This window comes from Jeotgalicoccus sp. ATCC 8456, assembly GCF_016313225.1.
Lineage (GTDB): Bacteria > Bacillota > Bacilli > Staphylococcales > Salinicoccaceae > Jeotgalicoccus > Jeotgalicoccus marinus.
In genome coordinates, this window is record NZ_CP066224.1 from 1500901 (window position 1) to 1523850 (window position 22950).

The following is a 22950-nucleotide window of genomic DNA, read 5'->3' on the forward strand; positions in this document are numbered from 1 at the left end:
CGAGTTCGTGGCCATAGGGTGCATGAAGCCATTACTGAATTACACAGGGTCGGCTATACAATCTCGGAACTATGTGCGGTCGCAAATATCAGTCGTCAAGCATATTATAAATATTTGAACCGTCAGCCCCCACAATATGAGATTGAGAATGCAGTCATCGCATCCACCATTGCTGAGTTATACCTAAAATATAAAGGTGTCCCTGGATATCGAATGATGCGTCATCTAGTGAATCGCCAACTTAATACCGCATACGGTGCGAGACGTATCTTACGCATCATGCGACTCATGGGTATACAATCCGTCACACGTAAAAAGAAACAAGTCCGCACACAGAAATCTGGTGATTTGACTGCAACAAATACATTGGGTCGACAGTTCGTTTCTGAATTTAAGAATGAGAAATGGCTAACGGATGTTACAGAATATAAGCTTAAGAATGGCTCGCGTGTCTACATGTGTGCGATATTGGACTTATTTGATAATAGTATTGTCGCCCATCGTTTTAGTTTGAGGAATAATAATCAACTTGTGTTGGATACGTTTAAAGCTGCTTTAAAGTGCAATCCACTGGCTTCACCCATGGTGCACAGTGACCGAGGATACCAGTTTACCTCTTATGGTTTTAGACAACTGTTAAATGTGAATCAGATGACTCAGAGCATGTCTAGAGTGGGGAAATGTATTGATAATGGGCCGATGGAGTCATTTTTTGGTAAGTTAAAATCAGAGCGTTATCACTTAGTTAGAAAGTCAGGTGGCTATGCCACCTACCAACACCTGGTGGAAGATCTCAATCATTATATCCATTTTTATAACCATGAACGACCACAAGATGTGCTGTTTGGTTTGACACCAATCGAACTTCGTCGTGTGGCTGCATAAAAAAACTGAGATATGAACATGTTCATATCCCAGAGAAAAATTTATTTTATTCAACTGTAAACTTAAGTGACATCAGGTCACTCCACATCAGACAATATTTTATTTATTTCTTTTTTGCTTCTTGGTTATGTCCAACATCACCATTCGTCCACCAAGTCCAACTTGTTGCACCATCTGACTCACTCAAATATTTTTTCAATCTTGGAAATGAATCACCATTAATACCAAACCAAATCCTTCCTTGTTTTCTAAGGTTTACAAATTCTTTTTCACTTATCGCCCAACATCTATTGGAAGGAGAAGATATTATCGTACCGTTTGGGAGTGTGACATTGTAAAATTGGCTTTTAGTTGCATGTCCTGTTTGCCCTGTCATATCTACAGAGACCCAAGGGCCATTTATATCATTATCTGGGTTTTTGTATTCTGAAATCCTCTTTTCTGACAAAGGAACTTTATTAATTGTTGGTTTGAATAAATTAATATCTTTTGCATAGACTAATATATTATCGTGCGCAGCTCCTAAAGAGATTCTAGAATCAGGAGAGGTTCTTTTTTGCCAAACTATATTAGCAACAAAATTGTTTCTACCATATATTTCATCCATCAATATTTTTGCGTAATGTGACTCATTATCATCGATATTAATCCATATAGAACCATCAGGACTCAATAGTTCTTTGGCGGCTTCCAACCGATTTTTCATAAATACCAACCACGTAGAATGGTTGAACTGGTCATTATATTTAAAACTATCTCCACCAGTATTGTAAGGTGGATCTATATAAATTAACTTTACTTTCCCCGCGTAACGTTCTCTCAATGAATATAATCCAATAAGATTATTAGCTTTTAGAATCAAATTATCTTTATCTGAGAATTTATCTAAATTCGTCTCTTCGTTTTTAGCATATTTGATAATATTAGTTAGAATTTTAGGAGCTAAAAGTGTATCAATCTCTTCTTTGGCTAAGGTGTTATGATAATAAACTTCGTCTTTCCCTTTTTCTTCTGTCGTCATTCCTCCTTCTAAAACACCATCTTTGTGCGGAAAATCTAGAACTACATCAGAATTATACTTAAAATACTTATTTTCACTGGTGAGACCAATTTCATTTGTATATTTTGTGTAGCTGTTATCCCAGTAGTTTTTGAAACGTAGCATACTGATGAACTCTTCTATCTTAAAAACTAAGCCCGACGGTAGCTCGAGGGAATATGTATCTCTTATCGATTCGTTCGATAGAAGAGCTTCTATTAATTTTTCATTGTAAGAACGTATATCTTCAATCAACTTATTCTTCAATAATATATCTTCATGCCAATATTCAGGAAATACTTTTAGAACATTATTTATCTCTTGCTGGAGCTTTGTTTCCATAAAATCATTTCTCTCCGATCTTTTTCTCAGACTTGCTATTAATCATGTTATAGATGGTACCTCTTGATACCCCTGTCATCCTGATGATTTCATTTATTGTGTATTTCTCACTCTCATACAGAGAAATGACCATTTCCCTTTTATCTTTCGGAAATTTAGGCCTTCCTCCCATTCTACCTCTTGATCGAGCAGATTCTAAACCCTTTTTCGTTCTTTCACTCAATAGATTTGCTTCGAGCTCTGCAAAAGCACTCATCATAGTGAAGAACATCCTCCCCATTGCATCTTTGGTATTAATATTCATATCTATTATTTCCAAATCTATATTCTTTTCATCGAGGTATTGAGATAGTTCTATTAATTGTTTCGTTGTACGTCCGAGTCGATCTAACTTTGTGATTACTAAAGTATCCCCTTTACGTAGGTAGTCGAGACATTTGTCAAGCTCTGTTCTTTTATATTTCTTGCCACTTAACTTTTCGGAAAATATTCGATTACAACCATATTTATTTAAGACATCAATTTAACTATTTAAATTCTGATCTCTCGTACTGACCCTGGCATAACCAACTTTGCTCATAATTTTTCCTCCTTATGTTTCTCTTAGTGGGGGGTTATATGTATTCTATACTCTAATTAGCATTCATAAGCTTTGGCTATAGTACAAAAACTCAATAAGTTTTTAAAATATTGTACAAAGATAATTGTACGGGTTTTTGTACTTTCAATCTATAGTAAAATCAACTATGTTTGTTCTCTTCCTGATGTTCCAATAAACGGTCGTTTTTTAAACTTAATTTTACATGTAGTTTTTGTCATATTAAATACTCATTTTATGCACGGATTCTCGAAAATTATAATCTAGTCTAATACATAAAGGAATGACAAGTTCTTTATTAAAAGTAGAAAGAAGGGATTGTAAAGTATGAGAAAAAAGAACCTATTGATAAGTTTGTTTTCTCTGATGATGGTCATTGTTTTATCAGCTTGTACAAGCAATGACGGAGAAGCATCTGTAGAAGATACTAACAATGGAAAGGATTCAAATGAACAGATGAATATGAATGAGGACAATGAAAATTCTATGGAAGAAAATATGAATAACTCCTCCAGTGAAGGAGAAATGAATAATGGTTCCATGGGTAATGGTCATATGGATCATGATGATGTGGTAAGTCTAATTGATTCGACAGGAGAGAATGAACTGAATATCCCCCCTGTACTCAAAAGCGACAGCAACAAAGGAACTGAGTATACAATACGCGCGCAAAAAGGAGAAACAGAAATATTTGATGGCGTTCAAACAAAAACATATGGCTATAATGACTCGTTTCTAGGTCCCATGCTTCAATTTGAAAAAGGAGATACTGTGAAAATAAACTTAATCAATGAACTCAATGAAAATACCACTTTTCACTGGCATGGATTGGAAGTGCCAGGGAATGACGATGGTGGTCCACACAATGTATTGGAGCCAGGCGAAGAGAGTACTATTGAATTTGAAGTGACACAGGAAGCTGCCACATTGTGGTTCCATCCCCACCCGGAAGGAAAAACCTCTGAACAAGTGTACAACGGACTTGCTGGGTTAATTTATATCGAGGACCAAAATTCAAAAAATCTCGAATTACCAAGTGAATATGGAGAAAATGACATTCCTCTCATTTTCCAGGACAGAGTCTTTGATGACGAAAAACAGTTGAATTATAAAGCAGCAGCAAATGAAGATGGCACTGTCGGAGATACATCATTAATTAATGGAACATTAAATCCAAAATTAACTGTAGATAAAGAAAAAGTAAGGCTTCGACTTTTAAATAGCTCAAATGCAAGAAACTACACCGTTAAACTAAATACAGAAGATTCTTTTGTACAAGTCGCAACGGAAGGCGGATTTTTAAATGAACCGGTCTCAATGCAAGAAATCACACTCACGCCTTCAGAACGGGCCGAAATAGTCATTGACTTCTCACAAGTTAAAACTAATGAAGAGATTGCTTTAGTAAACGAAGAAGGTACCACGCTCTTACCTTTTGAAATCACAGATCAAACAGGTAAAACCATAGATATACCTGATGAAATGAATGACTTTTCAGTTACGGAAGAAGAAAAGAATTTACCAGTAACAAAAGAAATTGAACTTTTCGGCATGATGGATCAGGTAACGATAAATGGTAAAAAATTTGACTCTGAAAGAATTGATTTTACGCAGGAACAAGGTGTCACCGAAGTATGGGAAATCTATAATAAACCAGACATGATGGGCGGCATGATTCACCCGTTCCACATCCATGGTGCTCAGTTTAAAATCCTTTCCAGGAATGGAGAAGCACCACCTGAGAACGAAAGAGGCTGGAAAGATAGTTTTTCCGTTGCCCCGGATGAGACTGTGAAAATTGCCATTCAGTTTAAAAATAAAGGCATATATATGTTCCACTGTCACATACTTGAACATGAGGACAATGGGATGATGGGACAGGTTAAAGTAGAATAAGATCCAAATCTTCAATCTAATAATAAAAAAGGAACTATTTTTTGATTTTTCTAGGCGAATTACATTATTGAATAAGTGGAGAAGGACAATCATCATTAAAATTATGTGCATTTTCTATGGAGTTTACCAATATCGGTTTATATGCGAAATGGATGGGAATTCAATTAATGCAAGCGTATTTAAATCTATAGGAGGTATTTACAATGGCTCATGAACAACACCAACAACTGATTCAGACGTTACATGAATGTATGGAAGCCTGTAACCACTGCTACGATGCGTGTTTGAGAGAAGAGGACGTAAATATGATGGCGGAATGCATCCGTCTGGACCGTGAATGTGCAGATATCTGTGCATTTCTGGAACAAGCATTAATGAGAGGTACACCATTTGCTTCTGATTTAGCAGCAGTATGCGCCAAAATTTGCGAAGCTTGCGGAAATGAATGTCAGAAACACGACCACGAACACTGTCAGAGATGTGCAGAAGCGTGCTTTAAATGTGCAGAAGCTTGTAAGGAAATCGCTTAAAATAAAACTTATATAGAAAAAACGCCATGTCAGATAATAATTCTGGCATGGCGTTTCTTATTAATAGAACAAAAGCAATCAGTCTAACGTTCTAATATTGAAAGTGTTTTTTAATTTTTAATCCATTTGTAACCAACGCCCCACACCGTGTGAAAGTAATCATCGATAGGAAAGCCGACTTCCCGAATTTTTTCCCGCATATTTCTAACATGGGAATCCACAGTACGTCCTTCCGTTTCAGAATGCATGCCCCACACTAAATCAATCAATTGATTTCTAGAAAATACCCTTCCTGGATTTTTCATGAGTAATCCAATGATTGCAAATTCTTTTGGTGTTAATTTTACAAGCTGTTTTTTATAGGATAGTTCAAATTGATCTTCGTCCCATAACAGTCTTTCGACTTCAATCCGGTTGACAGGTCTTGTTCTTCTTAGTAATGCATCCATTCTTGCAACCAATTCTTCTTCATTAAAAGGTTTTGTGATATAGTCATCTGCACCCAGCTTGAGTCCTTTTACAATATCTTCTTTCTGCTCACGTGCAGTCACCATGATAATAGGTACATCTGAGTATTGCCGTATTTCTCTGCATACTTCCCATCCATTCATTTCAGGCATCATGATATCCAGTAGAATAAGATCAAACTTCTCTTCTTTAACAAACTTAAGCCCTGCTTTTGCACCTACTGCTTTTCGACAAAAATAAGGGTAAGGTTTCAAGTATAATGTCAACAGTTCGAGCATTCTCTCTTCATCATCGATTAACAGCACTTTATTCATTTACATTCTCCTTCTTTAAAGATATGACGAAAACAGTCCCCTTGCCGAGTGTACTTTCTACTCCAATCTCGCCACCATGCAACGCCACAATTTCTTTAGCGATTGTCAGCCCGAGACCAGACCCTCCGCTTACCCGGGATCTAGACTTTTCAGAACGATACAGTCGATCGTATATAAAGGGTATATCTTCTTCTGGGATTCCTTCTCCTGTATCTGAAATAGTTGTTAAAATTTCATTTTTATTTTGAATCACTTCCATTGTGATATGACCTTTCTCGGGAGTATACTTTATTGCATTATCTAATATATTCAATATAACTTGTTGAATTCTTTCGGGATCTGCCATAACAACCAAGTTGTCCGGACAATGAAAGAAAAGCTCTATCTTTTTTTCATTGAGCGCTGGATAGATTCGTGCTAAAACCGTCTCAATCAAAGCGCTAAATACTACCCTCTCTTTTGTGATGGCAAATTCATTATGATCGATTTTAGCTAATTCAAACAGATTTTTTATCAGGTCTGCTAAATGCTCTGTTTCTTCCTGAATGATTTTAATGTATCTATTCCTGTCCGTCGTGGATATTTCTTTTCTGCTAATAATATCCGTATACCCTTTCATATAGGTTAAAGGTGTTCGTAGCTCATGCGATATACTCCCTAAAAATTCATTTCTCTCGTTTTTTAAACGTTCCAGATCTTGCGACAGCAAAGTAATCGAAGTCGCCAAATCTCCAAGCTCATCTTTTCGATGTGTATACAATTCCACGTTATGATTGCCTCTACCTAATTGTTCTGTCGCTTTTTTCATCCTCAATACCGGTTGGGTAATAACTCTGGAAAGAATAAACACCGTTATAACAGTCAGAAGTAAAGTCAATAGACCCACAAGCCAAAACTTATGGCTGAGATGATCAATAATCCGTTCGATGCTATCACTTTCAGCAAACATAAAAACATGCCCGCTATGAGTTTCGTTAAAAGTTAGGGGGCTGTCTGTAGAGACATATTTTTCTTCTGACCAATTTGATTTCAGGATAACTCCTTCTTGTGGTATTTCACCATAATCAGTATGTTCAATAACAGTTATCATTTCTGGTTCAACCGGATCAGAATTGGTGATTATCTCTCCATTCTCATCTGTTATCACCACAATAAAATCTGATTCTGACTCCATAATCACAACATGTTCCAATGTCGTGGTTGTATAGTTTTCTTCCAATACGTCTCTGTGTGTATTCCCCCGGGCCAATAAATCCCCCATCACTTCCTCCACACGATCAGCGACCAGATTTGTATATAGGATATAGAATAATATGATTTCAATAATAAGAATCACCAGAAAAAACAAAAGTCCGATTTTTAAAGCTAATTTATTGAACATAAAAGCCTCCTCAGTTTTCTGCAACAGCATAAATCGTAATAGATCATCTTATCATTTTGTTCATTAGTCATATTATATAGAAAAGTAGTATTTTTATTATGAATAATTCAGCTTATTTTACTTTGCCCACAACTAAAATTTTCTTCCACTGTTCTTATGAGCCGTCATTAGACACATAACTATTTCTGCTTATAGTCTAGATTGCTAACTCATCTTCGTTCTGTGGATTGATTGCAACATACAAAATACCATCATCTTTCATCTCCAGTATCTTTCGATAAAAATAATCTAGCAGAGGTAGCAGCTGCAACGAAGTTTTAGTCTGAAAAATGTATGACTAAGTATAACACCTGACCGTCAAAACTTTTTAAATTTAAAGGGTAACTCGAAGTTACATGAGTGATTTTACCGCATCCCGCTAAAAATATAGATGATAATATTATAGTATTAATTATTAATTTTCTTGGTATCATGATTCGCTACTCTCTTTATACATTTTATTATTTAAATATCGATTTTTCGTGCAGATTTGAAGGAAGCGCTGAGATATCATCCACGGTTAATAAACCTTTAAATTGAAATCCAATATGTCGAGTCGGTAATATTATTCTTGATTAAATACATTTATTTTTCATTGAATCTGCACGTAAACTGCAAAAGTTATGGGTAGAGTTATCAGTAGAACTAATAAAATGGAGGGTATATACATGGTTAAAAACAAAATATTATTAGGGCTTCTTTCCATATTCGCTGTATTTTTAATGGCTGCCTGTGGTAATGGGGAAACTCAGCCTAATGAAGATGAAGAAAGCCAAAGCACTGAAACAGAGTCCAGATCTGAGGAGGAAATGGACATGGAATCAGATTCCGGAGGTCATATGGAACATTCAGCTGATGAGATGTCCAGTTCCGGTGAAGTACCTGAAGACTTGAAAGAAGCAGAAAATCCAACTTATGCAGTTGGAAGTCAAGCGATTATTGAAGCAGAACACATGCAAGGTATGGATGGTGCTGAAGCAACAATTTCCGGTGCTTTTGACACCACTGTCTATACTGTCTCATACACACCGACGAACGGCGAAGAACTGGTAGAAGATCATAAATGGGTCATTCATGAAGAATTGGAAGAACCGGGAGAAGCCCCATTAGAACCAGGCGATGAAGCAGTAATGAATGCATCACACATGGAAGGCATGGAAGGTGCAACGGCTACGATTGATTCTGCTGAAGAGACCACTGTCTATATGGTGGATTTCGTTACAACAGATACTGAAGAAGAAGTTCAGAATCATAAGTGGGTTACAGAAAGTGAACTGGCACCTGTGGAATAAATTAGTGAATAGTAATATAGGATAAAAGCATGGATTCCTGATTACAAAGAAAAAATCCGGCAAATCTTGAATTAAGATTTGCCGGATTTTTTATCTTGGTCTCTTTCTACAATTATTATATAGAATCAATATGACATAAAAAAATGATACTCTAAATTCTTAAAATCTTTTGTCATTAACTAGCTGCAGCATGAACACGCAGAACCATCTTCTTTATCAATATCCTCTTTAATCTCGTAGCCGGTATTTTGAATAGCACCTTTGATGTTTGCCAAATTAATTGTACTGTCATTAAATGTTACATCTACTTTACCTTCAGGAATTTGAACTTTAACTGATTCAACGCCATTTAATTGACCGACGCTCTCTTCGACTTTATTAACGCAAGCCCTACATGACATACCTTCTACATTAAGTGTTACTTTTGACATATAAATTTCTCCTTAAAATTTTATTATATTATTTTATACGAAAGTTTCAATATACCCATGGTAGGTATTTTACCCTTTTTCATTTTTTATTTAACAAATCAATTATCTGTCTTAATTTATTAATTTTGTCTACTGCTGATTAACAATTACATTGACCTGGAACACAATTGCATGGCACTACGTCAACTGCATCCTCTTTTTTCATCTCTAACACTTTTTCCAACTCTTCTATATCTATATAGCTTAATGTTGATTTTGAAATTAAATCTGCAATAATTTTTCCAATGTCTTTATTACATATATTATCGAAAGTTTGTTCAAGTGTACTTTTGAGAAAGTCACTTTCTTTTAAATTAGTTGAATAAATGTATTTGTTGCCGTCCTTTTCTGTGTTTAATACACCTTTATCAACAAGTCTCCCAATAAGTGTTTTGGTCGTGGCCGGTTTCCAATTCTTTTTATTTTCTATAATATCTCTAATATCTTTACTCGTAGTTTTGTTTTGTGCCCAAACGACCCGCATCACTTCCCATTCGGAATCTGTGATATTTGAATCAATTGCTTTGGTCATATTTTCACCTCTAATTTTTTCAAGTATTTTTAAGATGTCTTTCATATTTCATACAGTAAAGAATTAAAATACCGACTATCCTTAAGTAAGGATTTGTCGGCATTTATTTTATTCTACTTCAAATCTATGAAGTAACTGCGCATTGATTGTAACGATGATTGTACTGAGACTCATCAAAATCGCACCTACAGCCGGACTGAGTATTATCCCCCAAGGCGCCAGTACTCCTGCTGCCAATGGGAGAGCAATCACGTTATATCCGGTTGCCCAAATCAGATTCTGTACCAGTTTATTATATGTTTTTTTAGATAGGCTGAATATTGCAAGAATATCTTTCGGATTACTGTCAACGAGAACGATGTCTGCACTATCCATCGCGATATCTGTGCCTGCACCCACTGCGATACCAACATCTGCTTTAGTCAATGCCGGTGCGTCATTGATTCCGTCACCTGTCATTGCAACAACCAAACCACGTTCTTGGATTTCTGTCACTTTATCTGCTTTCTCATTGGGCATTACTTCAGCATAGACTTCATCAATCCCAATTTGTTCTGCGACATAATTTGCGACTTTTTGGTTATCTCCGGTCAACATTATAGCTTTAATATTTCTCTTATGCAGCTGTTCTATTGTCTGCTTAGAACTTTCCTTAATCTTATCTGCCAGTGCAATGGCACCTGCTAATTCTTCGTTTACCAAAAGAAAAACTACCGTCTTACCTTGTTCTGACCATTTATTAAAGTTCTTATCGTCAAAATCTATTTTTTGTTTACGTACATATCCCGGACTCACTACTTTGACTTGTTTATCATCAATCGTCCCTTCAATTCCTACACCAGTAATTGAATTGAAATTTGACATTTCAAGCAATTCAAGTTCTTTTAACTTGGCTTCATTGAGTATACCTCTCGCAATAGGGTGTTCCGAGTCATTTTCTATTGTTGCTGCATAACTTAAAAGGATATTTTCGTCAATATTATTGAAAGTCTGTATATCTGTAACACCAAATTTACCCTCAGTCAAAGTACCCGTCTTATCGAAGATCACAGCGTTAATTTTACGAGCCTTTTCAAACTGTGGACGTTTTCGAATTAACAAACCGTGCTTTGCAGCAAGTGATGTAGATACTGAAATAACCAACGGTGCTGCCAGACCTAAAGCATGAGGACAAGCAATAACCAAAACTGTTACCAATCTCATGATAGCAGTATCTATAGTTGCTCCAATACTTATCCAAACGATAAATGTGATGATACCGGCAGCTAAAGCGATATAGAATAACCATTTAGCTGCTTTATTAGTTACATCCTGAGTTTTCGATTTAGTACGTTGTGATTCTCTAACCATATCTATAACTTGTGTCAGATAAGATTCATTCATCAGTTTCTCTACTTCAATAGTGAGAGAACCTTCTCTGTTTATTGAACCTCCAATGACCTCGTCATCAACGGATTTTCCAACTGGAACAGATTCACCCGTTAACATTGATTCATCAACTTGCGCCTTTCCTTTAACGATTTTACCATCCAGCGGCATTTTTTCTCCGGGTTTTACTAATAGTAAATCACCCGCTTTAATATCATCAATCTGAACTTCTTCTGTTTCACCATTTTCAGTGATACGGTTTGCCGTATCAGGCATTAATGATGCGAGGGATTCCAGAGCCTTGGAAGCATTGTTAATAGCTCGCATTTCAATCCAATGTCCCAGAAGCATGATTAATACAAGAGTTGCCAGCTCCCAGAAAATTTCTTCCCCATTGAATCCAAAAACAACTGCCATACTATAGAAGTAAGCGACAGAAATCGCCATTGCTATTAATGTCATCATGCCTGGTTCTTTGTTTTTCAATTCATCGTAAGCGCCCTTAATGAATGGCCAACCCCCGTAGAAATAAACGAACGTGGCCAACGCTGCCACAATATAACTATCTCCAGTAAATTGCCAATCCACACCTATGAAATTTTGAATCATCGGAGATAGAAGTACAATTGGAATTGTGAATATCAGGATAATGAAGAATTTATTACGAAAATCTGTCACCATATGCGCATGATGATCGTGTCCGCTATGATTATGGGATTCGTGGCTCTCCTCATGGTTATGATGATTTTCTTCATGCTCAGCATGATTATGATTACCTTCTTTATTCATTTTTTCCCCTCCTACATTATAATACGACTACAACTGTAATCGATTTATTAAATTAAGTTTACGTCTGTAATCGTTATTTGTCAAGCTGTTAATTTACTAAGTTTATTATAAAAAATATATGTGCAGAAACTATCCACTACATGTATTTAAAAACTAAGTAAAAATAAATTAACTGCTACTCTGAGATTTAACATTGAATTAAAAATGCAGATTCCACGACACTAAATAGCATTGGGTAATCTGCATTTAATAATATTATTTAAGCTGTAAATCTGTCAGACAGGTGCTGTCATTCTCAAAAGTTGAAAAATTAGATTCAACTTTTTTTCCATCATAATTAATTTCTAAAGAGTAATTTTTATCTCTTGGCAGCCAAAAATCCAAGAAACCATTCTCAAGGGTAGTCAACTTCTCATCAACGTGAACTTCTCCATCTTCATCTGTAATTTTTACATCCATCTCTTCATTCATCAGCTCTCCCTGACAACCTGTTAAGCTATGAAATTCACAAGGATGTGTATATGAGATGTATGGTGCAATAGATACAAAAAATTCATCGTCTGGCAAAGTATAGACATTCTCATCTCCACTATCTTTAACAATAAGTGTTTTATCATTTATAGATGCTGATTCTACAATATTACTAGCGCTTAATTCCGAAACCATTTCTTTAATATTTGATTCGTTCGATGCTGAGTCATCACTACAACCTGTTAAAATAAAGATTACGCCCATCAAAACTGGCATTAAATATTTTTTCATCCAGATTCCTCCTTGATATTTAATTTTAACAATAATTTTTAAACAAATTTTATAATAATATATCATTTCTATGAAAGTTATATAAACAAGTCATTTAATGTATTCATAATTAGAAGCCTTGAAAATCTCCAAAGTACGGCTGCAGCCAAATGATAATCTGAGTCAATCCATCAAAATACAGAAGTACACCCATTAATATCATGATGACCCCACCAACTTTCATAATCGTATTCGAGTATTTCAGCATCCAGCGTGTACGAGATACGAAAAAGCTCAGTATAAAGAATGGAATTGCAAAGCCCAGACAGTAAATAACCATTAACATTAAAGCATCGTTTGGTGCACTGGCACTCATTGCGAAAATAGCTCCGATAATCGGTCCATTGCACGGCGTCCATCCGGCACCAAAAGCCATACCTATTAAAGTTGAACCTAAAAATCCTGACGGTCTATTTTTGAATTGTATTTTTCTCTCTTTCATCAGGAAATTAAAATTAAGCACACCGGTAATGATAAGCCCGAAGATAATAATCAGGATTGAACCTAGTTGTCTAATCAGGTTCGCATGGTCAATCAATATTCCACCTAAAAAGGCCGTGCCAAACCCTAATGCTATATAGAACAAACTGAATCCCACAAGAAAGAAAATTGTGTGGAATATTGCGCGTGCATTGAATTTTTGATTTTCTACTTCATTATAACTCATTCCTGTTATGTAAGAGATAAAAGCAGGAAATACTGGAAGCACACAAGGTGAGACAAAACTTAAAAAACCAGCTCCAAATGCAAGAAAGAAAGTCATTTCACTACCCAAAAAAACACTCCATTCATATTGCATCCTTTAAATAATCCGAACGAATTTCTTCCACATTTTATTTCTTTCAATCCTATAAACTCTCATCCTATTCAGAAGATGATTGTTCTACAAATCTATAAATATCATCTACAGTTAACTGATATTCTTTCTTCTCCACAACAATGCCGTTTTTATTGATTGCTATTGTCGTTGGCAGTGGGCCTACTTGATACGCTTTAGTCACTTCTCTATTGCGATCCAATGCAACTGGAAAATTAAGTTTTTCATCTAAACTGGATAAGAACTGATTAATCTGCTGCTCATCCTCAGAAACATTTACTGCAATGATTTCATAGTCTTCATGTCCTTCATTATAAATTCGGTTCATATCAGGCATTTCTTCACGACACGGCTTACACCAAGTCCCCCAGAAATTCAAAATAACACCTTTTTCTGAATTGATATCCGATAATTGTATTGAATCACCATTTAACGTCTCCAATTGAAAATCAATTGATTCATCGCCTACTTGTAAGGCTTTTGTATCAGAAGTTAAGTTGAACCATAAGGTCACACCTAACAAAATAATGACACTCAGTATAATACTGATTCTTAGAATCTTCCTTGTTTTTTTCTTCATACTCTTACACCTCCAGTAGCAATTACTTTCATCTTGCACCTCATACATAGTTAATTTTGAAAGATAATTTTCAAACAAACTTACTATTCTATTAGAATAAGAAATCATTCGTACACTAGTCTTATTACCAATTTTAGCTATTAAAAAATTCCCCTCTAATTATTTAGCTTAAATCAAATTTTTAAAGAAACTGTGCATTTTATTAGTATTTAATGTGACATTTCAAATTATGAATAAATTTAAATTCAACACTAAAATAAGCCAGATAAATTTGCTTATGAAAATCGGATGTTTTGAGTAGATCCTTATTATACAAATATTGATTGCTGTGACTTTTGACTTTATTTTGCACTAAAATGAAGCCGATATCTCACATTAAAAGAGAGATATCGGCTTATAAAATTTTCTATTAAAATACGAATGAGAACAGAGCGTTGAATGTGCCATTTTCAAATAGGATATAAATTCCTAATCCTATAAAGACGATTGGAACGATCCAACGTTCATATTTTTCGATTTTATCTGAAACAAAATTCAAGGAAGCCAATCGATAGCTGATTAGACATAGAACACCAACCATGATCATGAAAACAATGACGGCAATAATGATTTCCATCATATTTAAAGTCGTAAAGTACGGTATATAGATAGCGAAATCATCCGCACTGGAAGCCAGTACAATGAAAGTGACCGTTATGAATAATTGATTGAATCTACCTGAAGAGAAGAAGGAGAGAATGTTGCCTTCATCTTCGTCTTCTTCACCTTGAATCCATATTTTTATACCCAGGTAAAGTGGCAGCAATCCAAGGAGGCCGATCATCCATTGTTGAGGAATAAAATTGGCTACTCCCAATGCGACCAGAAGACTTGCGCCTATAATAATGATTGTCCCTATATATTGTCCAATCCAAATATGTTTTATTTGATTACTCTTTTTGATTTGCGAAAACAGAAGAATCAATATAACGAGGTAGTCGATTCCTGTCGCTACATAAACGGCAGCAGCTGTAAATGCCGTTACAATCATAGTTCCAACTCCAATTTTTCAGCATCAGTACTTTTATTTATCTGGGAAGAACCCAAGCTTAATTCATCTTCCTTCACACGCATAAGCCTCAAGCCATTCAAGGCCACCACTAAAGTGGCACCCATGTCCGAGAGAATCGCAATCCATAGTGTCAGCCATCCTGGGATGACCAACAATAGAGCGATCAGTTTGATTCCAATGGCAAAAGCGATATTCGCTTTGATGATGTTCAATGTTTTACGGCTAAGTTTGATGGTAAAGGGCAGTTTCCTCAGGTCATCGCCCATTAAAGCGACATCTGCTGTTTCAAGAGCGGTATCTGTACCGGCGCCACCCATAGCGATACCAACGGTGGAAGCTGCCAGCGCTGGGGCGTCATTGACCCCATCGCCGACCATGCCTACATGACGATAATCAGTTTTTAATTGCTTGATTACGTCTAGTTTATCCTGCGGGAGCAATTCAGATTGAATATCTGTGACACCGACATGTGAACCAATCGCACGGGCAGTACTATGATTATCTCCCGTAAGCATGACTGTTTTTTCGATGCCTGCCTGATGCAGATTCTGGATTACCGCTTTACTTGATTCGCGGACTTCATCCGCGACTGCAATAATTGCCTGAACTGTATTTTTTGTTCCTGCAACCATAACGGTCTTACCTTGTTCTTGAAGTGTTTTGACATCACTTTTAATTGCATCATTGAAATTAGCTGCCTCCATCTCTTCAAATAATGCCGGGCTGCCAACGTAATACATTTCATTATTGATTTTGCCCCGTATCCCCTTGCCTGTAATAGAAGAAAAGTCTTCGACAAAGATATCAGAATAAGGAAGGTTATAACCGTCTGCCTTCTTTATAATCGCGGATGCCAATGGATGCTGGGAACGATCTTCCAATGCTGTGATGACTGCCAGCATTTCCTTTTCATCAATTGCATTGTCGATTAAACGATAATCAGTTACAACCGGGACGCCCTTTGTGAGTGTGCCGGTCTTATCAAATGCAATGGCCTTTAATCCACCCATTTCTTCGAGGTAGACCCCGCCTTTTATAAGGACTCCCTTCTTGGCAGCATTTCCGATTGCCGAAACAATCGCTATCGGAGTGGAAATTACCAATGCACATGGACAACCTACAACGAGAACCGCTAACCCTTGATACACCCAAGTGGACCAGCTCGCACCGAAAAATAACGGCGGTACAATCGCAACCAGCACTGCGACACCCATAATGATGGGTGTATAATATTTTGCAAATTTATCAACGAATGCCTGGGCAGGAGCACGCTCACCTTGTGCTTCTTCCACCAGATGAATGATTTTGGCAATGGTCGTATCTTCAACCAATTTAGTGATTTTAACTTCCAGTAAGCCTTCTTCGTTCAGTGTCCCTGCAAATACTTCATCATCGATCGATTTTTCAACCGGCACTGATTCACCTGTGATTGCTGCCTGGTTGATTGCAGAGTAGCCATTGACAATTACGCCGTCCATAGCAATTTTCTGTCCAGGCTTAACAATCATGATATCGCCCACAGCAATATCATTGACGTGCACTGTCATTTCCTGTCCGTTGCGTCTGACAAGTGCCTCTTTAGGAGCAATATCCATCAATGAACTGATGGATTGCCTTGCTCGATCCATCGAGAAACGCTCCAACGCTTCGCTGATGGCAAACAAGATGACAACAATGGCGACCTCGGCCCATTCTCCGATGATGACACCGCCAATCACTGCGACTGTCATCAGGGTTCGCATATCAAATTCAAACCGGACTAAATTCTGGAGACCCGTTTTCAGCATTGAAGCCCCTCCGACAATCATGGAAGTGATGAATAGCAGTGGTGTAAGAATATTGTCATCACCATTCACCAACATTGAAATGAAGCCAAAAGCGATAAACAGTAGCGAATAGAGCAGAGTGCTGTGCTTTTTATAAAATGGAATGGTTACTTCCTTTTCTTTTTTGTCTTGTCCACTTTCTTCCCGGGATTTCTCAGGCACCACTTTGAGATTTTCAAATGCTCCTGCTTCTTCCAGTTCCTCAACCGTTGCAGAACCATATACAGAAATTTTTGATGCGCCAAAATTCACCTTCGCATCTTGAACTTCAGGTAGTTTCTTCACATTGTTCTCAAATTTCCCTGCACAGTTCGCACAGGAAAACCCCTGAACACGGTAAACTTTTTTTTCTTCTTCAGTCAGCTCTGCAATCCCTTCAGACATTGGTTATCACTTCTTTCCTATGTATTAATGCAATCGTCATGATTTCTTTAATATGCTGATCTTCCAGTGAATAGAACGCGAGTTTCCCTTCTTTCCTGAATGTAACGATGCCTTCTTTGTAGAGCATGCGTAAATGATGAGATGCATTTGCTACAGTCACACCGAGTATATTTGCGATATCACAGACGCATAATTCCTCTTCCTTGCATAAGGAATAGGTGATTTTTGCCCTATTCACATCGGCAATAGCCTTAAGCATCTGTGATATACCGGCAATATCTACAGTTTGTAAATTCTCTTGCATCCGGTTAACCTTTTCTTCGTCATAACAAAAAACTTCACATGTTTCTTTCTTATTCATACATACACCTCATCATTCAAATATTTGTTTGAATATAGCATAACATCTTGTTTTTCTTTATTCAAGCAGATGTTTGAATAATAATAAATTTGTATAAGTTTTTCTCGACATAGAAAGAATTTTCTGAAATAAAGCTGAAAGAAATTACGATATCGTAAGTGAACTTTATTGTGACTTTCGATGTTATTTTGCACTGATTTAGGCGATAACTTGCACTATAGTTAAAAAGTCCAGAGCTTATCTTTTCAAGAAGACAGCTCGTTTTAAAGTTAGTTATGCAGAATAAAACTTAAAATATATGCAATTTATCTTTAAAAATGACAAACTGAAAATATAACTACCTAAAATGTTTCAATAAACGGTCGTTTATTGGAAGAATAGAATGTATGGTTCTTAGGACGATAAAAGTTGTACTTTTATAAACGCGATGCAATTTCTTGTTACAGAAAAAGGTCAGATAAGTGTACTTCGGTATGTATTGGTGGAATTGAAACACGTATTGTTTTTGGGCAAGATGGATCGAACCGTGTGAACCAGCGGAGTCTAAGTTAATAGGAGTTATTTAAAGTCTCTAAATTCATAATAATTCAAAGGGAAGTTAGACTCGATGCTCTGCTTCCTTAGTAATAGTATGATTACTATTTCTTGAAGTAATCCCGTCAGGAAAATGCAGATTTACAACGCTAAGCTTATTTTCCCGACGGGTTCATTTATGTCACTATTTAAAGGAATAACAAATACAATCAAATGGTCATTTGACTATAATGTTTGAGTAGATCACAATAATAACCAAGTGGAGTTGATAGGCTCCCTTAAAGTACAAGCAAGACACTTGAAGAAGAAAAATGTATTATACTTGACCGCGTACTATGGTACGCGGTTTATTATTATTTAGAGGTGAACTATGTGAGTTATCGTATTACTGCATTTGCAGAAAAATGTGGGGTAAATAAAGAGACGATTAGATATTACGAACAAAAAAATTTATTACAAGAACCTTCCCGAACGAAAGCTGGTTATCGGATATATTCAGATGATGATGTTAAGCGTGTATGGTTTATTAAACGGATGCAAGAGCTTGGTTTTTCTTTAAGTGAAATCCACAAGTTGCTTGGTGTTGTAGATAAGGATGATGTGCGGTGTTCGGATATGTATGAGTTCGTTTCTCAAAAAGTTGATGAAGTACAACAACAAATTAGAGATTTAATGCGTGTTGAGAATATGTTGAATGATTTAAAAGAATGTTGTCCGAATGAAGAATATTTATATTCTTGCCCTATTATTGAGAAAATGTTTGAGGGTTAAAATCAACTTTTTAGCAGGTGATGTAAATTGACTGTACAAAAGCGAAAAAATGTAAAGGATAATGATAAATTATTGTTTTTAGGAATACCAGCATTGTTGGTTCTATGTTGCGCTTTACCAATCCTTTTAATTGCAATTGGATTGAGTTCTATGGGTGCTTTCTTAATAGGAAAAGAAGTTTGGATATTTGGTGCTGTTTTGTTAATTGTCGGACTGATTATGTTGGTAAAAAGAAGAGGTAGTCGTAATACATGTCAGTCGGATTGTTGCCATTCTAAATTCAATGAAACAGAAGAAAAAGGGGGAGAGTGATTTGAAATCAGTATTGTTCTTTAAAAAAATTTTATTACCAGCTCTCATTATTGTAAGTCTCTCAGCATGTGGAATATCCAATGGAACCAACACGATAAACAATGAAAAAACACAACCAATAAGTTCCGAGAAAATAAGTTCCGAGAAGCCAACACTCATTTATTTCATGGCATCTTGGTGTCCGACTTGTGTAGCAGGGGAAAAGGTATTTAAACAGATTCATAATAAATATGGAAACAATGTTCAACTTATAACTGTTGATATGGATCCCCAACGAGATACAGAACAAGATTTAAAGGATTTCCAACGTCAATATGGTGGAGAATGGACACATTTAATCGATAAAGAATATGAACTCACTAAAAAGTATCAAGTAAAACAATTGGAAGAAGTTTTTTTGATAGATAGCAATCAAGAAGTTATATATCACGCGGTTAACCCTTCTTTTGATGATTTACAAAAGGAACTAACACGTATTGGAGTGAGTAGTTCATGACGGTTCCCTTTATTTTTATTTTTTCAGCAGGAATGGTTGCTGCGTTTAATCCTTGCGGGATTGTTATGTTGCCTTCATATATTAGTTATTTAATTGGTGAAGGAGAGGTTGAAACGAGGCGTTCCTTAATAAGGACAATATCAAAGGGGCTATGGTTAGGATTGTCTATGACGTTGGGATTTCTAACTATTTTTGTGATAGCCGGTTTTCTATTATCGTTATTAGGTAGAGCTTTAATCAATGTTTTTCCAATTTGGTCATTTCTAATGGGCGTACTTATCTTTCTTTTAGGACTAGGGATGTTGCTTGGAAAAAAAGTTTCTCTACCTTTAAGAGTTAATATTAAACAAGGTAAACGATCAGTTTATTTCTATGGTATTGCTTATGGAATCACATCATTAAGTTGTACGTTGCCAGCCTTTTTATTTGTACTCACTGAATCTATGCAAGGTAATTCGTTATTGATGGTTATACTTAAATTTATTGTGTACTCAATCGGTATGGGTGTTGTCGTTACTTCCATAACCATTGTTTCTTTGGTTTCAAAAAGATATGTCCAACAATTACTTTCTAAAAATATGGCAATGATCCAATTTATTTCCTCCATTGTTATTTTAATTTCAGGAATTTATATTTCTTATTATTGGGGAATTGGTCCGGGTGGCATATTTCGATAATTAAAAGGAGTGTTAAAAAATGACTAAGAAAATCAGTATGAAAGTTAGTGGCATGACTTGTATGGGTTGTGAAGAACATGTAGCAGTTGCACTTGAAAATATTGGTGCCAAGAATGTAGAAGCTAGTTTTCGTCACGGTGAAGTATTATTTGAATTACCCGATGATATTGGGATTGAAAGTGCAAAAAAGGCTATTGATGAGGCGAAATATCAACCTGGAGAAATAGAAGAAATATCATCACAAGAAAATGTGGTGTTAGGTAATGAAGGCGATTATGACTTACTTATCATTGGTTCCGGTGGTTCGGCTTTTTCAGCTGCGATCAAAGCTGTTGAAAAAGGGGCTAAAGTAGCCATGGTTGAGCGAGGAACCATTGGCGGTACATGTGTCAATATAGGATGTGTACCTTCTAAAACAATGCTTCGTGCCGGCGAAATCAATCACTTGGCAGGAAAAAACCCTTTTGGTGGTTTGAATACAAAAGCCGAATCAGTGGATATGGCTACATTAACTGAGAATAAGGATAAACTCGTTGAGGGTATGAGACAACAAAAATATGTAGATCTTATCGATGAATATGGTATTGATTTGATTCGTGGCGAAGCCTCATTTATTGATGAGAACACGGTTGAAGTGAACGGTCAAAAATATATAGCAAACAAGTTCCTTATTTCAACGGGGGCATCCCCATCTATTCCAAATATTTCTGGACTAAAAGAGGTGAACTTTCTCACAAGCACAACGGCTTTAGAGTTAAAGGAAGTTCCGAAAAAGTTAGCCGTTATCGGTTCTGGATATATTGCGATGGAGTTAGGACAACTGTTTCATAACTTAGGCTCAGAAGTTTCGTTGATGCAACGAAGTGAACGACTTCTAAAAGAATATGATCCTGAAATCTCAGAAGCCGTCGATGAAGCATTAACCAAACAAGGGCTAAATTTTATCACCGGAGTCACCTACAAAAAGGTTGAACAAAACGGTAATATGAAAAAAGTCTATATTGAAGTGAATGGTGAAGAACGAGTCATTGAAGCCGATCAGTTATTGGTTGCTACTGGAAGAAGACCGAACACAGGATCACTCAATTTAAAAGCTGCAGGTGTTGAAATAGGTAAAAGAGGAGAAGTTGTTGTCAATGATTACCTACAAACGAGCAATCCAAACATCTATGCAGCAGGTGATGTGACATTAGGCCCACAATTTGTTTATGTGGCAGCATACGAAGGTGGAATTGTTGTAGAAAACGCACTAGGAGCTGCCAATAAGAAAGTGGATCTACGCTTTGTACCGGGAGTAACATTTACTAACCCATCCATTGCCACAGTTGGTTTAACTGAACAACAAGCCAAGGATCAAGGAAATGATGTAAAGACTTCCGTACTTCCACTAAATAGTGTACCTAGAGCACTAGTAAACCGTGAAACTAATGGAGTCTTTAAACTGGTTGTTGATAACCAAACTAAGAAAATCGTCGGTGCACATGTAGTTGCCGAAAATGCAGGTGAAGTGATTTATGGGGCGACATTAGCTGTTCAGTTCGGTCTAACAGCTGATGATTTAAGAAATACGATGGCTCCTTATCTAACGATGTCTGAAGGCTTGAAACTTGCAGCCTTAACATTGGATAAAGATGTAAGTAAATTATCTTGTTGTGCAGGGTAGAGATTCAGGGAGGGAGAAAATCTCTCCCTTTTTGAATACTGAAAAAAGGTATTATCATGTATGAATTTTTGAATTTCGATAAGTCAATTGCTGTATGATCCACCTTATTTATTCAAGTTCAACAAATAGTCAGAATTATTTTAGTAATTATAGGAATTTTAGATATAATAATGTACGGGTCGTTTAAAAGAAAGGATGATTAACATGGCTGGATGTTGCTCCATTGATCCATATATACATTTTGAGACCATCATTATTGGAGATGGTCCACTTGAAATAGCAACCGCCTTTCATCTTTCGTCATATGGAGAGCTTACTGCATTAGTTCTAAGTGAGTTTTCTCGAAAAAACATTAGACAATTCTTCGATAAGTTCCAGTCTTTTATTGAAGAAAATAGTGAAATGCCTTGGAACATAGAGGAATTGGGAGACGATATGCACCTCATTCTTTTTAATGGACATATCATTTCCAATCATAACAATGTGGTTACAATTGACGATAAAGAAATTTACGGGAAACGAATTTTTTCAGAGTTTGACACGCTGAAAAAAATAGGATTCATAAATAAACCCTTTCATATCGATTCAAAAAAGGAACTGTATACAAAAGCATCAGAAAGATTATGGCTGTTACATCCAATAGATGGTCAAAACCACGAAACAATATGGAGAGGAGCAGAGGATTTTGCAAGAGATTTTGTGAATGGTGAAAGATAGAATAGGCGATTTAAATA

General features: G+C 36.3%; 23 protein-coding genes. 10 read left to right on the top strand and 13 right to left on the bottom strand.

What is annotated here, in order from left to right:
• Window positions 1-18 precede the first annotated feature (18 nt).
• A complete protein-coding gene (locus tag JEM45_RS07760; RefSeq protein ID WP_051220504.1) occupies window positions 19-885 on the top strand; it encodes an IS3 family transposase in 867 nt (288 codons plus the stop codon).
• 103 nt (window positions 886-988) lie between these two features.
• Here the strand turns inward: JEM45_RS07760 and JEM45_RS07765 are convergent, their stop codons facing one another.
• Together JEM45_RS07765 and JEM45_RS07770 are read right to left on the bottom strand one after the other, a co-directional pair.
• Complete coding sequence (locus JEM45_RS07765; protein WP_198687227.1) at window positions 989-2266, bottom strand: site-specific DNA-methyltransferase; 1278 nt, start codon at window positions 2264-2266, stop codon at window positions 989-991.
• Window positions 2267-2270: 4 nt separating this feature from the next.
• The gene (locus JEM45_RS07770; RefSeq protein WP_235678967.1) at window positions 2271-2789 is read right to left on the bottom strand and encodes a recombinase family protein; all 519 of its coding nucleotides are present in this window, start codon (window positions 2787-2789) and stop codon (window positions 2271-2273) included.
• A gap of 402 nt (window positions 2790-3191) precedes the next feature.
• On the opposite strand from JEM45_RS07770, the gene JEM45_RS07775 reads away from it, so the two are divergent.
• Window positions 3192-4760, top strand: a complete 1569-nt coding sequence (locus JEM45_RS07775) for a multicopper oxidase family protein (RefSeq protein WP_026867196.1) — start codon at window positions 3192-3194, stop codon at window positions 4758-4760.
• 203 nt (window positions 4761-4963) lie between these two features.
• Window positions 4964-5290, top strand: coding sequence for a four-helix bundle copper-binding protein (locus tag JEM45_RS07780; protein WP_026867195.1), 327 nt, complete (start codon window positions 4964-4966; stop codon window positions 5288-5290).
• A gap of 110 nt (window positions 5291-5400) precedes the next feature.
• On the opposite strand, the gene JEM45_RS07785 is transcribed toward JEM45_RS07780, so the two are convergent.
• Together JEM45_RS07785 and JEM45_RS07790 are read right to left on the bottom strand one after the other, a co-directional pair.
• Window positions 5401-6072, bottom strand: coding sequence for a response regulator transcription factor (locus tag JEM45_RS07785; RefSeq protein WP_026867194.1), 672 nt, complete (start codon window positions 6070-6072; stop codon window positions 5401-5403).
• Entirely contained in the window at window positions 6065-7453 is a 1389-nt protein-coding gene (locus tag JEM45_RS07790; RefSeq protein ID WP_198687228.1) for a sensor histidine kinase, read from the bottom strand. The genes JEM45_RS07785 and JEM45_RS07790 overlap by 8 nt, the downstream gene beginning before the upstream one ends.
• A gap of 707 nt (window positions 7454-8160) precedes the next feature.
• Here JEM45_RS07790 and JEM45_RS07795 point away from each other — a divergent pair.
• On the top strand, window positions 8161-8784 hold the full coding sequence (locus tag JEM45_RS07795) for a YdhK family protein (protein ID WP_198687229.1): 624 nt from the start codon (window positions 8161-8163) through the stop codon (window positions 8782-8784).
• Window positions 8785-8963: 179 nt separating this feature from the next.
• Here the strand turns inward: JEM45_RS07795 and JEM45_RS07800 are convergent, their stop codons facing one another.
• From JEM45_RS07800 to JEM45_RS07840, 9 genes are all read right to left on the bottom strand, one after another.
• Entirely contained in the window at window positions 8964-9215 is a 252-nt protein-coding gene (locus JEM45_RS07800; RefSeq protein ID WP_198687230.1) for a copper ion binding protein, read from the bottom strand.
• A 139-nt stretch (window positions 9216-9354) separates the two neighbouring features.
• The gene (locus JEM45_RS07805) at window positions 9355-9786 is read right to left on the bottom strand and encodes a CopY/TcrY family copper transport repressor (protein WP_166626279.1); all 432 of its coding nucleotides are present in this window, start codon (window positions 9784-9786) and stop codon (window positions 9355-9357) included.
• A gap of 108 nt (window positions 9787-9894) precedes the next feature.
• Window positions 9895-11943 (bottom strand): copper-translocating P-type ATPase, encoded by a 2049-nt coding sequence (locus JEM45_RS07810; RefSeq protein WP_198687231.1) that lies wholly within the window; start codon window positions 11941-11943, stop codon window positions 9895-9897.
• 255 nt (window positions 11944-12198) lie between these two features.
• Complete coding sequence (locus JEM45_RS07815; protein WP_026859513.1) at window positions 12199-12705, bottom strand: CueP family metal-binding protein; 507 nt, start codon at window positions 12703-12705, stop codon at window positions 12199-12201.
• Window positions 12706-12814: 109 nt separating this feature from the next.
• Complete coding sequence (locus JEM45_RS07820; protein ID WP_026859514.1) at window positions 12815-13519, bottom strand: cytochrome c biogenesis protein CcdA; 705 nt, start codon at window positions 13517-13519, stop codon at window positions 12815-12817.
• 88 nt (window positions 13520-13607) lie between these two features.
• A complete protein-coding gene (gene resA, locus JEM45_RS07825) occupies window positions 13608-14141 on the bottom strand; it encodes a thiol-disulfide oxidoreductase ResA (protein WP_026867188.1) in 534 nt (177 codons plus the stop codon).
• A gap of 409 nt (window positions 14142-14550) precedes the next feature.
• Window positions 14551-15171, bottom strand: a complete 621-nt coding sequence (locus JEM45_RS07830; RefSeq protein WP_198687233.1) for a CadD family cadmium resistance transporter — start codon at window positions 15169-15171, stop codon at window positions 14551-14553.
• Window positions 15168-17402, bottom strand: a complete 2235-nt coding sequence (locus JEM45_RS07835; protein ID WP_198687234.1) for a heavy metal translocating P-type ATPase — start codon at window positions 17400-17402, stop codon at window positions 15168-15170. Before JEM45_RS07835 ends, JEM45_RS07830 begins: the two co-directional genes overlap by 4 nt.
• Entirely contained in the window at window positions 17395-17763 is a 369-nt protein-coding gene (locus tag JEM45_RS07840; RefSeq protein WP_026867185.1) for an ArsR/SmtB family transcription factor, read from the bottom strand. The genes JEM45_RS07835 and JEM45_RS07840 overlap by 8 nt, the downstream gene beginning before the upstream one ends.
• 906 nt (window positions 17764-18669) lie before the next feature.
• Between JEM45_RS07840 and merR the strand changes: the two genes are divergently transcribed.
• The 6 genes from merR (at window position 18670) to JEM45_RS07870 (ending at window position 22933) form a co-directional block, all read left to right on the top strand.
• The gene (gene merR, locus JEM45_RS07845) at window positions 18670-19068 is read left to right on the top strand and encodes a mercury resistance transcriptional regulator MerR (RefSeq protein ID WP_026867184.1); all 399 of its coding nucleotides are present in this window, start codon (window positions 18670-18672) and stop codon (window positions 19066-19068) included.
• Between the two features lie 27 nt (window positions 19069-19095).
• Window positions 19096-19380 carry a hypothetical protein gene (locus tag JEM45_RS07850; protein WP_026867183.1) on the top strand — a complete coding sequence of 95 codons (285 nt, stop codon included), beginning with the start codon at window positions 19096-19098 and terminating at the stop codon, window positions 19378-19380.
• 1 nt (window position 19381) lies between these two features.
• A complete protein-coding gene (locus JEM45_RS07855; RefSeq protein WP_026867182.1) occupies window positions 19382-19876 on the top strand; it encodes a TlpA family protein disulfide reductase in 495 nt (164 codons plus the stop codon).
• Window positions 19873-20553 carry a cytochrome c biogenesis CcdA family protein gene (locus JEM45_RS07860; protein ID WP_026867181.1) on the top strand — a complete coding sequence of 227 codons (681 nt, stop codon included), beginning with the start codon at window positions 19873-19875 and terminating at the stop codon, window positions 20551-20553. The genes JEM45_RS07855 and JEM45_RS07860 overlap by 4 nt, the downstream gene beginning before the upstream one ends.
• A 19-nt stretch (window positions 20554-20572) precedes the next feature.
• Complete coding sequence (gene merA, locus JEM45_RS07865) at window positions 20573-22216, top strand: mercury(II) reductase (RefSeq protein ID WP_026867180.1); 1644 nt, start codon at window positions 20573-20575, stop codon at window positions 22214-22216.
• A 204-nt stretch (window positions 22217-22420) separates the two neighbouring features.
• Complete coding sequence (locus JEM45_RS07870; protein WP_156889176.1) at window positions 22421-22933, top strand: hypothetical protein; 513 nt, start codon at window positions 22421-22423, stop codon at window positions 22931-22933.
• Window positions 22934-22950: the final 17 nt, after the last annotated feature.

Bases quoted from the DNA above. Each gene is read 5' to 3' on its own strand.
- merA (WP_026867180.1), top strand. From the start codon at position 20,573: ATGACTAAGAAAATCAGTATGAAAGTTAGTGGCATGACTTGTATGGGT.
- resA (WP_026867188.1), bottom strand. From the start codon at position 14,141: ATGAAGAAAAAAACAAGGAAGATTCTAAGAATCAGTATTATACTGAGT.
- JEM45_RS07795 (WP_198687229.1), top strand. From the start codon at position 8,161: ATGGTTAAAAACAAAATATTATTAGGGCTTCTTTCCATATTCGCTGTA.
- JEM45_RS07800 (WP_198687230.1), bottom strand. From the start codon at position 9,215: ATGTCAAAAGTAACACTTAATGTAGAAGGTATGTCATGTAGGGCTTGC.
- JEM45_RS07785 (WP_026867194.1), bottom strand. From the start codon at position 6,072: ATGAATAAAGTGCTGTTAATCGATGATGAAGAGAGAATGCTCGAACTG.
- JEM45_RS07815 (WP_026859513.1), bottom strand. From the start codon at position 12,705: ATGAAAAAATATTTAATGCCAGTTTTGATGGGCGTAATCTTTATTTTA.
- JEM45_RS07870 (WP_156889176.1), top strand. From the start codon at position 22,421: ATGGCTGGATGTTGCTCCATTGATCCATATATACATTTTGAGACCATC.
- JEM45_RS07805 (WP_166626279.1), bottom strand. From the start codon at position 9,786: ATGACCAAAGCAATTGATTCAAATATCACAGATTCCGAATGGGAAGTG.
- JEM45_RS07790 (WP_198687228.1), bottom strand. From the start codon at position 7,453: ATGTTCAATAAATTAGCTTTAAAAATCGGACTTTTGTTTTTTCTGGTG.
- JEM45_RS07810 (WP_198687231.1), bottom strand. From the start codon at position 11,943: ATGAATAAAGAAGGTAATCATAATCATGCTGAGCATGAAGAAAATCAT.
- JEM45_RS07775 (WP_026867196.1), top strand. From the start codon at position 3,192: ATGAGAAAAAAGAACCTATTGATAAGTTTGTTTTCTCTGATGATGGTC.
- JEM45_RS07780 (WP_026867195.1), top strand. From the start codon at position 4,964: ATGGCTCATGAACAACACCAACAACTGATTCAGACGTTACATGAATGT.
- JEM45_RS07840 (WP_026867185.1), bottom strand. From the start codon at position 17,763: ATGAATAAGAAAGAAACATGTGAAGTTTTTTGTTATGACGAAGAAAAG.
- JEM45_RS07835 (WP_198687234.1), bottom strand. From the start codon at position 17,402: ATGTCTGAAGGGATTGCAGAGCTGACTGAAGAAGAAAAAAAAGTTTAC.
- JEM45_RS07860 (WP_026867181.1), top strand. From the start codon at position 19,873: ATGACGGTTCCCTTTATTTTTATTTTTTCAGCAGGAATGGTTGCTGCG.
- JEM45_RS07765 (WP_198687227.1), bottom strand. From the start codon at position 2,266: ATGGAAACAAAGCTCCAGCAAGAGATAAATAATGTTCTAAAAGTATTT.
- JEM45_RS07830 (WP_198687233.1), bottom strand. From the start codon at position 15,171: ATGATTGTAACGGCATTTACAGCTGCTGCCGTTTATGTAGCGACAGGA.